This is a genomic window from Streptomyces sp. SS8, assembly GCF_054072955.1.
In genome coordinates, this window is record NZ_JBSVCZ010000028.1 from 72229 (window position 1) to 84772 (window position 12544).

Below are 12544 nucleotides of genomic sequence, written 5' to 3' on the forward strand. Positions count from 1 at the left end.
TACGAGATACCGAACGAGATCGAGTCAGATCGAATCAGATTGAACCTGGGAGCATCGTGACCGACGCGTCCATCACACCCTCCGGCCCCCGCCGTCCCGGCGAGGCCGCCCTCGCCTCCCTCGGCCACCCCTGTCCCGACCGGGACCCCTGCGACTCCTCCCCGCACACCTTCCCCGACGGCGGCACCTGGCGCACCGAGATCCCCTCCGTCGAGGGGCCGGAGGCGCTGGCCACCGTGCTGAAGGAGGCCGAGGCGCTGGACGTCCCCGTCCACCGCATCAGCCAGGGCAGCGGCGTGTGGATGCTCACCGACGCCGAGATCTCCGAGATGGCCGGCGCCTGCGCCGAGCGGAACGTGGAGCTGTGCCTGTTCACCGGGCCGCGCGGCACCTGGGACGCCGGCGCCGGCACCCGTACGCCCTCCGGCGGCGCGGGGCTGCGCGCCCGTGGCCACGACGCGCTCGCCGGATGCGTCGAGGACGCCGTACGCGCCACCGAACTCGGTGTGCGCTGCCTGCTGGTGGCCGACGAGGGCGTGCTGTACACACTCCACCGGATGCGGACGCGCGGCGTCCTGCCCGCCGACACCACCCTCAAGGTGTCGGCGCTGATCGGCCCGGTGAACCCGGCCTCGTACGCCGTCTTCGAGCGGCTGGGCGCCGACTCGGTCAACGTGCCCTCCGATCTGACCCTGGAGCACCTGACCGAGATCCGCCGGGTCAGCCGCGCCCCGATGGACTTCTACCTGGAGGCCCCCGACGACCTCGGCGGCTACGTGCGGATGTACGACGCCGCCGAACTGATCCGGCGCGGGGCGCCGGTCTACCTGAAGTTCGGGCTCAGCAAGGCCCCCGCCATCTACCCCTACGGCGCGCACCTGCGCGACGCGACCCTGGACACCGCCCGCGAGCGGGTCCGCCGCGGCCGGCTCGCGCTGGACCTGCTGGCCCGCCTCGGCGCCGGGGACGGGATGTCCCCGCCCGGCTCCCGTCTGCCCGGCCCCCTCAACCGCTTCCCCGACGAACCCGGGACATCCGACGAACCCGGGACATCCGCCGACGCCGCCACGTCCGAAGGGAACTGACCACCATGCGCGACCACAGCCGCCGCACCCGTGCCCGCACACGTACCCGTACCCTCACAGCCGCCGTCGGCGCCTGCGCCGCCCTCGCCCTGTCCCTCACCGCCTGCGGCCAGAACTCCGACGGCGGCGGGAACGGCGGCGCCGGCCGCGACGCCGAGGGCGGCACCGTCGGCATCGCCATGCCCACCAAGTCCTCCGAACGGTGGATAGCCGACGGCGAGAACATGGTGAAGCGGTTCGAGGCCGCGGGCTACGAGACCGATCTGCAGTACGGCGACGACAGGGTGGAGAACCAGGTCGCGCAGATCGAGAACATGATCTCCAAGGGGCACAGGGCCCTGGTGATCGCCGCCATCGACGGCTCCTCGCTCACCGACGTACTCGGCCGGGCCGAGGAGGCCGGCATCCCCGTCATCGCCTACGACCGCCTCATCCGCGGCACCGCGGGCGTCGACTACTACGCCACCTTCGACAACTTCAAGGTCGGCGAACTCCAGGCCCGTTACATCGTCGACGCCCTCGAACTGGAGGAGGACGGCGGGGGCGCGGACGAGAAGTTCAACCTGGAGCTGTTCGCCGGATCGCCCGACGACAACAACACCGGCTTCTTCTTCAGGGGCGCGATGAGCGTCCTCAAGCCCCACATCGACGACAAGCGGCTGACCGTGCGCAGCGGCCAGACCGAGATGAACCAGGTCACCACCCTGCGCTGGGACGGCGGCACCGCCCAGAAGCGCATGGACGACCTGCTCAGCCGCTACTACGGCAGCGAGCGCGTGGACGCGGTCCTCTCCCCCTACGACGGCATCTCCATCGGCGTCATCTCCGCGCTCAAGAGCGCCGGTTACGGCACCAAGGCCAAGCCCTACCCCGTCGTCACCGGCCAGGACGCCGAGCTGGCCTCCATCAAGTCGATCATCGCCGGCCAGCAGACCCAGACCGTCTTCAAGGACACCCGCAAGCTCGCCGAGCAGGCCGTGCGGATGACCGACGCCGTGCTGAAGGGCGACGAGCCCGAGGTCAACGACACCGAGTCCTACGACAACGGCGTCAAGACCGTCCCGGCCTACCTGCTGGAGCCGGTCAGCATCGACGAGTCCAACACCGAGCTGCTCGTGGACGAGGGCTACTACACCGCCGACCAGCTCAAGTAGCCCGGTTCCCACTCCCCCAGGAGCAGTCATGAGCAGCGTTCTGGAGATGCGCTCGATCACCAAGACCTTCCCCGGGGTCCGGGCGCTGTCCGGGGTCGATCTCACCGTCCGGCCGAAGGAGATCCACGCGGTCTGCGGGGAGAACGGGGCCGGCAAGTCGACGCTGATGAAGGTGCTCAGCGGCGTCCATCCGCACGGCAGCTACGAGGGCGAGATCCTCTTCGAGGGCGAGCCGTGCGCCTTCCGCGACATCCGGTCCAGCGAGCGGCGCGGCATCGTCATCATCCACCAGGAGCTGGCGCTGGTGCCCTACCTGTCCATCGCCGAGAACATCTTCCTGGGCAACGAGCACGCCCCGCGCGGCGTCGTGCGCTGGGGGGAGACCGTCCGCCACGCCACCGAGCTGATGCGGCGGGTCGGGCTGCGCGAGAACCCGCACACCCGCGTCGCCGACATCGGCGTGGGCAAGCAGCAACTGGTGGAGATCGCCAAGGCACTGGCCAAGAAGGTGCGGTTGCTGATCCTGGACGAGCCGACCGCCGCCCTCAACGACGAGGACAGCGCCAAGCTGCTGGGCCTCATCGGGGAGCTGCGCTCCCAGGGCATCGCCTGCATCCTCATCTCCCACAAGCTGGGCGAGATCCGCGAGGTGGCGGACACCGTCACCGTCCTGCGCGACGGGCGGACGGTCGAGACCCTCGCCGTCCGCCCCTTCCCCGGCGCCCCCGCCGAGGTCTCGGAGGACCGGATCATCCGCGGCATGGTCGGCCGCGACCTGGACAGCCGCTTCCCGCCGCGCACCCACTACCGGGGGGCGGACGCCGGGCGGGTGGCGCTGGAGATCTCCGGCTGGACGGTCCGCCACCCCGTCGACCACCGGCGCAAGGTCGTCGACGACGTGTCGCTGAACGTGCGGCGCGGCGAGATCGTCGGTCTCGCGGGGCTGATGGGCGCGGGCCGCACCGAGCTGGCGATGAGCGTCTTCGGGCGCTCCTACGGCCTGTACGCGGGCGGCACGGTGCGGATCGACGGCGAGGAGGCCGACACCCGTACCGTGCCGCGGGCGGTCGCCCGCGGTCTGGCGTACGTCACCGAGGACCGCAAGACCTACGGGCTGAACCTGATCGACACCGTCAGCCGCAACATCTCCCTGGCCTCGCTGCCGAAGCTGGCCCGGGCCGGGGTGGTGGACGAGCACCGGGAGCGGCGGGTCGCCGAGGGCTACCGCGACTCGATGAACATCAAGACCCCGACCGTCCACGAGCAGGTCGGCCGGCTCAGCGGCGGCAACCAGCAGAAGGTCGTGCTCGGCAGGTGGGTGCACGCCGATCCGGAGGTGCTGATCCTCGACGAGCCCACGCGCGGTGTCGACGTCGGGGCGAAGTACGAGATCTACACCGCCGTCGACCGCCTCGCCGCCCAGGGCAGGGCGGTGCTGCTGATCTCCTCCGAGCTGCCGGAGCTGCTGGGGATGTGCGACCGGATCTACACCATGGCGGCCGGGCGGCTGACCGGCGAGGTGGCGCGCGAGGACGCGGACCAGGAAGTGCTGATGCGTCATATGACGAGGGACGGAAGCCGAGGCGATCGATGACGACCGAAGAGAGTGTCGCGCGCAAGGGGCCGGGAGGACCGGCGGGCGGGCCCGGCCGGCCGGCGGGGGGCGCCCGCGGCGGTACGGGCGGCAGCGGCGCCGGGGCGCTGCTGCTGCGGACCGTGCGCTCCAACATGCGGCAGTACGGGATGCTCGTCGCGCTGGTGCTGATCGTCGTGCTGTTCCAGATCTGGACCGACGGCAATCTGCTCAAGCCCGTCAACGTCTCCAACATCGTCCAGCAGAACAGCTACATCCTGATTCTGGCCATGGGCATGATGATCGTGATCATCGCGGGCCACATCGACCTGTCCGTCGGCTCGCTGGCCGCCTTCGTCGGGGCCGCGGCGGCCGTGCTGATGGTCCACCACGACCTGTCCTGGCCGGCGGCGCTGGCCTGCTCGCTGCTGATCGGCGCGGTGGCCGGCGCCTGGCAGGGCTTCTGGATCGCCTATGTGGGCATCCCGTCGTTCATCGTGACCCTGGCGGGGATGCTGCTGTTCCGCGGCGGCACCCAGATCCTGCTGGAGGGGCAGTCGCTGGCGCCCTTCCCGCGCGGCTTCCAGAACATCAGCCAGGGCTTCCTGCCCGAGGGCGGCCCGCTGGAGAACTACCACGACCTGACGGTGCTCATCGGCGTGGTCGTGGTGGCGGTCGTGCTGTTCCAGGAGTGGCGCGGCCGGCGCCGGCAGCGGGAGTACGAGCTGGAGGTGCTGCCGCTGAGCCTGTTCGTCCTCAAGTGCGTGGCGATCGTGGCGGCGGTGGTGGCGTTCACCCTGACCCTGGCGAGCTACCGGGGCGTCCCGGTGGTGCTGCTGATCATGTGCGGCATCCTGATCGGGCTGGGCTTCGTGATGCGCAACGCCGTCGTCGGCCGCCATGTGTACGCCCTCGGCGGCAACCGGGCCGCGGCCAGGCTGTCGGGAGTGAAGGACAAGCGGGTCACGTTCCTGGTCTTCATCAACATGGGCGTGCTGGCTGCGCTGGCGGGCTGCGTGTACGCCGCCCGGCTGAACGCGGGCACCCCGCAGGCCGGCATCAACTTCGAGCTGGAGGCGATCGCCGCCGCGTTCATCGGCGGAGCCTCGATGAGCGGCGGTGTGGGTACCGTACTCGGGGCCGTCATCGGCGGTCTGGTGCTCGGCGTACTCAACAACGGTATGTCCCTGGTGGGCATCGGCACCGACTACCAGCAGGTCATCAAGGGCCTGGTCCTGCTGGCGGCGGTGGGATTCGACGTCTGGAACAAGAGGAAGGTGGGCTCGTGAGCACCAGCAGACGCAGTGTGATCGGCGCGGCCGCCGCGGCCGGTCTGGCAGCGGCGGCGACCGCGGGACCGGGCGCCGGGGCCGCGCAGGCGAAGCCGGGCGGGCCGTCCGCGCCGCGCCGCGCCCGCTTCGGCGAACTGGCGGACGGCACGGAGGTGGACATCTGGACCCTGTCGTGCGGAGGCACCCGGCTGCGGGTGCTGTCCTACGGCGGCATTGTCCAGTCCCTGGAGGTGCCCGACCGGCACGGCCGGCCCGCCAACGTCTCGCTCGGCTTCTCCGATCCGGCCTCCTACGAGGCCCGCTCCCCCTACTTCGGCGCGCTCATCGGCCGCTACGGCAACCGCATCGCACGGGGCCGCTTCACCCTGGACGGCAGGGTGTACGAACTGCCGCGCAACGACGGCGACAACACCCTGCACGGCGGCGACCGCGGCTTCGACAAGCGGATGTGGGCGGTGGAGCCGTTCACCCGGCGCGGCGAGAGCGGCCTGGTGCTGACGCGCACCAGCGAGGACGGCGAGATGGGCTTCCCCGGAAGACTGGAGGTCCGGGTGGAGTACACGCTGGACCGCCGCGGCGACTTCCGGATCGACTACGAGGCCACCACCGACAAGCCCACCGTCGTCAACCTCACCAACCACACCTACTTCAACCTCGCCGGCGAGGGCTCCGGCAGCGTCCTGGACCACGAGCTGGAGATCGCGGCCTCCCGCTACACGCCGGTGGACGGGACGCTGATCCCCACCGGCGAGCTGGAGCGGGTGGCGGGCACGCCGCTGGACTTCCGGCGGGCCAAGCCGATCGGGACGGACATCCGCAAGGCGCACCCGCAGATCCTGTACGGGCAGGGCTACGACCACAACATGGTGCTGGACAAGGGCATCACCGCCGAGCCCGAGCACTTCGCCACCGTCCGCGAGCCGGTCTCGGGCCGGGTGATGCGGATCGCCACCACCGAGCCGGGCGTGCAGTTCTACAGCGGCAACTTCCTCGACGGCACCCTGGAGGGCACCTCGGGCCGGGTCTACCGGCAGGGCGACGGCTTCTGCCTGGAGACCCAGCACTTCCCCGACTCCCCCAACCAGCCGTCGTTCCCCACCACCGTGCTGCGGCCGGGGCGCACCTACCGCTCCACCACCGTCCACTCCTTCTCCGCCGAGTAGGCCGGGCAGGGCGCGCGGGGCGGGACGCGCGAGGAGGGGGCGGCCCCTCCTCGCGCGTCCCGTTCCCGCCGCCGGCACACCGGCCGTCGGCGCGTCAGCGTGTCACACGAGCCGGATCATGTTCCACGACATCGGCTCCAGGGCGGCGCGCAGCACCCCGCCGGCCAGCTCCGTGCCCTCCCCCCGGTGGGGGGTCACCCGCCCGGGGTCGGCCAGGGTGTTGCGGGCCTCGGGATCGGCGTCGGCCAGCACGCTGTGTTCGGCGACCCGCTCCAGGTCCAGCCCGTGCAGGGCGGCCTCCAGCGGCAGGGCGGCGTGCCGGCCGCGGTTGACGGCGAAGACGGTGACGGCGCCGGTGGCCTCGTCCCGCACCGCGGTGGCGTGCAGCAGCGGCACCTCGCCGTACTTCGCGGTGGTGTACGCGGGCGACTGCACCCGCACCTCCAGCACCCGCCCGCGCCCGTGGCGGGATGCCTGGGCGAAGGGGAAGAAGGTGGTCTGCCGCCAGGCCGGGCCGCCGGGCTCGGTCATGATCGGGGCGATGACGTTGACGAGCTGCGCCAGGCAGGCCACGGCCACCCGGTCGGCGTGGCGCAGCAGGGTGATGAGCAGGGAGCCGAGGACGACGGCGTCGGTGACGGTGTAGTTGTCCTCCAGCAGCCGGGGCGCCTCCTCCCAGTCGGGCAGCGGCCCGGCCTGGAAGCGGCGCTGGTACCAGACGTTCCACTCGTCGAAGGAGAGGTTGATCCGCTTGGGCGACTTCAGCCGGGCCCCGACGTGGTCGCAGGTGGCCACCACGTTCTCGATGAAGGACTCCATGTCCACCGCGGAGGCCAGGAAGGAGTCGCGGTCCCCGTCGGTCTCCTCGTAGTAGGCGTGCAGGGAGATGTGGTCTATCAGGTCGTAGGTCTCGGCCAGGACGGTGGCCTCCCAGGCGGCGAAGGTGTCCATCGCCTGGCTGGAGCTGCCGCAGGCGACCAGTTCGAGGGAGTCGTCGAGCTGGCGCATGGCCCGGGCGGTCTCGGCGGCCAGCCGGCCGTACTCGGCGGCGGTCTTGTGGCCGGTCTGCCAGGGGCCGTCCATCTCGTTGCCCAGGCACCACAGCCGGATGCCGTAGGGCTCCTTGTCGCCGTGGGCGGCGCGCAGGTCGGACAGGGCGGTGCCGCCGGGGTGGTTGGCGTACTCCAGCAGCTCGCGGGCCTCCGCCACGCCGCGGGTGCCGAGGTTGACTGCCATCATGGGCTCGCCGCCGACCTTGCGGACGAAGTCGATGTACTCGGCCAGGCCGAAGCGGTTGCTCTCCACCGACCGCCAGGCGGCGTCCAGGCGGCGGGGGCGCTGCTCGGCGGGCCCGACGCCGTCCTCCCAGCGGTAGCCGGAGACGAAGTTCCCGCCGGGGTAGCGGATGGCGGTCACGCCCAGTTCGCGGACCAGTTCCAGGACGTCGGTGCGCAGGCCCTGCTCGTCGGCACGGGGGTGCCCGGGTTCGAAGACCCCCGTGTAGACGCAGCGGCCGAGGTGCTCCACGAAGGAGCCGAACAGCCGGGGGTCGACCTCGCCGACGGTGAAGGCGGGGTCGAGGGTGAACCGGGCCGGATGGGCGGTGCTCATGGATTCCTTCCGTCGGAGGGCGGGGTGGGGCCCGGTTGGGCCCCACCCGGGGTTGAAAGGTTTCAGTAAACTACCGGCCAGCCGCCTTCCCAGCGCATCAGGTTGATGCCGAGGGTGGGCGAGCCGTTGTTGTCGCGGTCGTAGTAGTGGTAGACGAGCAGGTCGCCGTCCACGTCGGACATCACGGACTGGCCGCCGGGGCCGACGACCCGGCCGTGGGTCTCCAGGACGACCGTTCCGCCGTTGTCGCGCATGTCCCTGCCGCTTTGGTCGCGGAACGGTCCGGTGGGGCTGGTGGAGCGGCCGACGCGGATGCTGTAGGTGCTGTCGGTGCCGGCGCAGCACTTGTCGAAGGACGCGAACAGGTAGTAGTGACCGCCCCGCTTGACCAGGGCCGGTCCCTCGATGCCGTTGCCGGTGGGGTTGCGGGCGGCCACGGAGTACAGGGTGCGGTCGCCGGGGTGCTGCTTGCCGGTGGAGGGGTCGAGCCGGATCATCTTGATCCCCGTCCACCAGGAGCCGAAGGTCATCCACCACTTGCCGTCGTCGTCGACGAACAGGTCGGGGTCGATGGCGTTGTGGTCCGAGCCCGTGCTGGTGGCGTACACCGGGCCGTGGTCGGTCCAGGTGCCGGGCAGTCCGCTGGGGCTGGTGGCCACGCCGATGGCGGAGTGGCTGGAGCCGAAGGTGGACAGGGAGTAGTACAGCCAGTACCGGCCGCCCTGCTTGGAGACGTCCGGCGCCCAGGGGCTGCGCTCGGGCGAGTACCGGCCCCACCAGGAGGGCGGGTTGGGGAACGCCGCCCCGGCGTGGGTGAAGTGGACGCGGTCGGTGGAGATGCGCGCCTGAGGGCCGTTGTGGGTGGAGTAGAGGATGTACCGGCCGTCGTCGAGGCGGACCATCGACGGGTCGTGGACGGAGACGTCGCCGGTCACCCGGCCGGGCCCCGGGTAGGCGGAGGCGCTGCCGGGGACGAGGGCCATGAGCGTGCCCAGCAGGGCGGCGGCCAGGGCTGTCAGGGGCCGGCGGGCGGGCCCGCGGAGGGGCGGGCGGGGGGATGCGCGGTGGGGGGTGGTGTGGGGGGAGGTGCGACTGCTCATCGGGCTCCTTCGGAAGTTCTCGGTGACCGGTCGGGGTTCACGGCTTCTTGGGACCTCCTCTTCTCTCCTGCGGAACGGGACGGAACGGCCTTCCTTCACTGGCCGGCCAGCCCCGTGTGGGCGACGCCTCGCACGATCTGCCGCTGGAAGAAGGCGAAGACCAGCAGCAGCGGCAGCCCGGCGATCACCAGCGAGGCCATCACCTGGGCGTAGCGGGCGCCGTAGGTGGACTGGACGTTGACCAGGCCGACCGGCAGCGTCATCGCGTTCGGGTCGGTGGTCACCAGGAACGGCCACAGGAAGTTGTTCCAGGTCTGGATGAAGGTGAAGATGGCGACGGCGGCCAGGACCGGCCTCGACAGCGGCAGCACGACCGTCCAGAACACCCGCCAGCGCCCGGCGCCGTCGACGTAGGCGGCCTCCTCCAGTTCCCGGGGCACCCCCTCGAAGAACTTCACCAGGATGAACACCATGGCGGGGACGGCGACCTGGGGCAGGATCACGCCCCAGTAGGTGTCGACCAGTCCGAGGGAGACCATCTCGGCGAAGAGCGGGGCGATGAGCACCTGCGGCGGCACCATGATCCCGGCCAGCACCAGCCCGTAGAGCGTCTTCCGGCCGCGGAAGGCGGTGCGCGAGAAGCCGTAGGCGGCCATGGCGCAGGTCGCGACGGTCAGCGCGGTCGTCACGACCGAGATGTAGGCCGAGTTGAGCATCCACCGCGCCAGGTCCCCGGAGGCCCACACCTTCTCGTAGGCGTCGAAGGTGATCCGCGAGCCGATCCACTCCAGCGAGGTGCGCGTCGTCTCGCTCTCGGGCTTGAGTGAGGTGGCCACCGCCCAGGCCAGCGGCAGCACCCACAGTGCCGCCAGGAGAAGGGCGGCGGCCAGCAGCGCGACACGGCCCGGGGTCCAGCGCGGCCGCCGGCCGGCCTCGCCGGTGCGTCCGGCTGATCCGGTGCGACCGGTGGGCGGGGGCGGCGCGGACGGCTCCGTGCCGGGACCGGCGGACGGTGCGGCCGGGTTCACGGCCTTCGCGGTCGCGCTCACCTGGCGGCCTCCTCACGAAAACGGCGGGTCGTCCGCAGATGGATCAGCGAGACGATCACGATCAGGGCGAAGAAGACGTAGGAGACGGCCGAGGCGTAGCCGATCCGGTAGCCGGTGAAGCCGGCCTCGTAGACGTACTGAAGGATCGGTCGGGTGCTCTCGTCGGGGCCGCCACCGGTCATGATGTAGACCTGATCGAAGATCTTCAGCGAGGCGAGGAGCTGGAGGACGACCACCACCCCCGTGGTGCGGCCGAGCATCGGCACGGTGATGTGGAGCAGCCGCCGCCAGGCGCCGGCGCCGTCCAGCTCGGCGGCCTCGTACAGGTGCCGGGGGATGGCCTGGAGGGCGGCGAGGTAGAGCAGGAAGTTGAAGCCGACCGTCCACCACACGGTGGTCAGGGCGATCGAGAGCATCGCGTAGCGGGTGTCGGTCAGCCAGCCGATCCCGGGGTCGAGGCCGAGGGAGTTCAGCAGCAGGTCGGCCAGGCCGAAGTCGGATGGGTAGATCATCCACAGCCACAGCAGTCCGACGACGCCCGACGGCAGCAGGAACGGCGCGAACCAGCTCAGCCGCCACAGCCACTGGACCACCCGCAGATGGTGCGCGAGCAGGGCGAGGACGAGGCCCGTGACGACCAGGGGCACGGTGGACAGCAGCGTGAACCACACCGTGTTCCACAGCGACGACCACACCTCGGGGTCCCGCAGGGCCTCGGCGTAGTTGTCCAGGCCGGTGAACTCGCTGTCGGTGCCGGCGATGTTGTCGTCGCCCAGGCTCATCTTCAGGCCCAGCAGCACCGGCCAGACCAGGAAGAGCGCGTACAGCAGCAGGAAGGGCCCGGTGAAGACCAGACCGTGCTCGGTCCAGCGGCGGCCCGCGGCCAGGGGGCCTGCCCCGGTGCGGGAGGCCTCCCGGGCCGGTGGCGCCGGGGCGGTGGGCGCGGTCGTGGTCATGCGTCGCCTCCGAGCGGGTCGGGGGTGTCGAGCAGGGCCTGGAGCCGGGCCCTGGACTCGTCGAGGGCGTCCTGCGGGGTGCGGGAGCCGGTGAGCACCCCGGAGAGGACCGCGCCGAGTTCGATCCACATGGACGACGCCGATCCCGCGAACCAGGCGGGCGGGTCCAGAACGACGTCGTCGATCACCGACCGGTACTCCGACTGGGGTTCCAGTCCGAGGTAGCCGGGTTTCTCCAGGGTGGGCAGATAGGCGGGGACGTGGCCGCCCTTGGCCCACTCGACGGTGTTCCTGAGCATCCAGGCGACGAAGGCGTGGGCCGCCTCGTCGCTCTCGCCGCCGCGGTCGCGCTGGTGCGGTAGGACGAAGCAGTGGGAGTCGGCCTGGGCGGTGGGGCGCCCGAACAGGTTCGGCACCCGGGTCATGGAGAAGGGCAGGTCCAGGTTGGTGAAGGTGCTGACCTCCCATTCGCCGCCCAGGAGGAAGGCGGTCTCCCCGCCGCCGAAGACGCCGACCGTGCCGTTGTAGTCGAGGCGGCGGTGGGCCAGGCCCTCCTCGGTGAGCCGGCGCATGAAGCGCAGCACCGTCAGGGCCTTGCCGTCGTCGATGGTGATGCGGGTGGCGGCCTCGTCCAGCAGGGTGCCACCGGTCTGGGAGTAGAGGGTGGAGAACAGCCGCCAGGGTCCGACGGTGCCGGCGCCGAGGGTCTCGACGGCCAGTGCGGGCCTGCCGGTGACCTTTCCGGCGGCGCGCAGCGCGGCGGTGAACTCCTCCACTCCGCGGATCGGTTTCGGTTTCCCGTCCGCTCCGAGCAGTCCGGCCTTCCCGCAGATGTCGGTGTTGTAGTAGAGGACCACCGGGTGGGTGTCGAGCGGGACGGCGTACTGTGCGCCGCCGATCCGGCCGCGACGCCACAGGTCGGCGGGGAAGTCCTTCTCGTCCAGGCCGTGTTCGGCCAGCAGGTCGAGGTCGAAGGGGTCGAGCAGCCGGCCGGGGCCGAAGCCGGGCAGCCGCGCCAGATGGAGGGCGGCGACCTCGGGGGCCCGGCCGCCGGCTCCCGCCATGCCGAGCTTGGTGTAGTACGGGGCGCCCCACTGGAGCGTGGACGCCTGGAGGGCGATCTCGGGGTGCGCGGCGCGGTATGCCTCCAGCATCGTCTGCATGTTGACGCCGTCGCCGCCGCCGTAGAGGTGCCAGAAGCGCAGCCGGGTGCGGCCCGCGCCCACGGCGGTGGGAGCGGCGCATCCCGCGGTGCCCGCGGCCCCGGTGGCCGTCACGGCGGCCAGAGCGGCCATGCCGCCGAGCACGCGCCGACGGCTCGGGGCGCGGTCCGGCACGGAGGTTCGACGCATACGATCCACCCTCATGTTCGAAATATCGAATAATGATCGGATCTCCGAACGGGAAAGTAGGATCGAACGCCGTTCGCGTCAATGGGTCGCGCGGAAACGGCCCCGGCGGGCGGGAGTCGGTGGCGCCTGGGCCCGTACACGCGGAAGGCCGCCCCGGTGGTGCCGGGGCGGCCTTCTCCGCGCATACGCCGGGCGCGCCGGGAGGGGAT

General features: G+C 71.4%; 10 protein-coding genes. 5 read left to right on the forward strand and 5 right to left on the reverse strand.

All coding sequences use genetic code 11. The features are described 5' to 3' along the window. Nucleotides 1-56: 56 nt before the first annotated feature. The 5 genes from ACW69E_RS23500 to ACW69E_RS23520 are packed head-to-tail and all read left to right on the forward strand — an operon-like array spanning nt 57 to nt 6267. On the forward strand, nt 57-1085 hold the full coding sequence (locus ACW69E_RS23500; protein WP_457500268.1) for a hypothetical protein: 1029 nt from the start codon (nt 57-59) through the stop codon (nt 1083-1085). A 5-nt stretch (nt 1086-1090) separates the two neighbouring features. Beyond that, nucleotides 1091-2239, forward strand: a complete 1149-nt coding sequence (gene chvE / locus ACW69E_RS23505) for a multiple monosaccharide ABC transporter substrate-binding protein (RefSeq protein WP_457500269.1) — start codon at nt 1091-1093, stop codon at nt 2237-2239. Nucleotides 2240-2267: 28 nt separating this feature from the next. Next, complete coding sequence (gene mmsA, locus ACW69E_RS23510; protein WP_457500270.1) at nt 2268-3833, forward strand: multiple monosaccharide ABC transporter ATP-binding protein; 1566 nt, start codon at nt 2268-2270, stop codon at nt 3831-3833. Then, on the forward strand, nt 3830-5101 hold the full coding sequence (gene mmsB, locus ACW69E_RS23515; protein WP_457500271.1) for a multiple monosaccharide ABC transporter permease: 1272 nt from the start codon (nt 3830-3832) through the stop codon (nt 5099-5101). Before mmsA ends, mmsB begins: the two co-directional genes overlap by 4 nt. Beyond that, the gene (locus ACW69E_RS23520; RefSeq protein WP_457500272.1) at nt 5098-6267 is read left to right on the forward strand and encodes an aldose epimerase family protein; all 1170 of its coding nucleotides are present in this window, start codon (nt 5098-5100) and stop codon (nt 6265-6267) included. Before mmsB ends, ACW69E_RS23520 begins: the two co-directional genes overlap by 4 nt. Nucleotides 6268-6369: 102 nt before the next feature. Here ACW69E_RS23520 and arfA read toward each other — a convergent pair whose 3' ends face one another. From arfA to ACW69E_RS23545, 5 genes are all read right to left on the reverse strand, one after another. Beyond that, on the reverse strand, nt 6370-7878 hold the full coding sequence (gene arfA, locus ACW69E_RS23525) for an arabinosylfuranosidase ArfA (protein WP_457500273.1): 1509 nt from the start codon (nt 7876-7878) through the stop codon (nt 6370-6372). 62 nt (nt 7879-7940) lie between these two features. After that, on the reverse strand, nt 7941-8861 hold the full coding sequence (locus tag ACW69E_RS23530; protein ID WP_457500279.1) for an arabinan endo-1,5-alpha-L-arabinosidase: 921 nt from the start codon (nt 8859-8861) through the stop codon (nt 7941-7943). Between the two features lie 212 nt (nt 8862-9073). Next, complete coding sequence (locus ACW69E_RS23535; protein ID WP_457500280.1) at nt 9074-10006, reverse strand: carbohydrate ABC transporter permease; 933 nt, start codon at nt 10004-10006, stop codon at nt 9074-9076. Between the two features lie 17 nt (nt 10007-10023). After that, on the reverse strand, nt 10024-10983 hold the full coding sequence (locus ACW69E_RS23540; RefSeq protein ID WP_457500274.1) for a carbohydrate ABC transporter permease: 960 nt from the start codon (nt 10981-10983) through the stop codon (nt 10024-10026). Next, nucleotides 10980-12335: an extracellular solute-binding protein gene (locus ACW69E_RS23545; protein ID WP_457500275.1), complete on the reverse strand. Its 1356-nt coding sequence runs from the start codon at nt 12333-12335 to the stop codon at nt 10980-10982. Before ACW69E_RS23545 ends, ACW69E_RS23540 begins: the two co-directional genes overlap by 4 nt. Between the last annotated feature and the right edge of the window lie 209 nt (nt 12336-12544).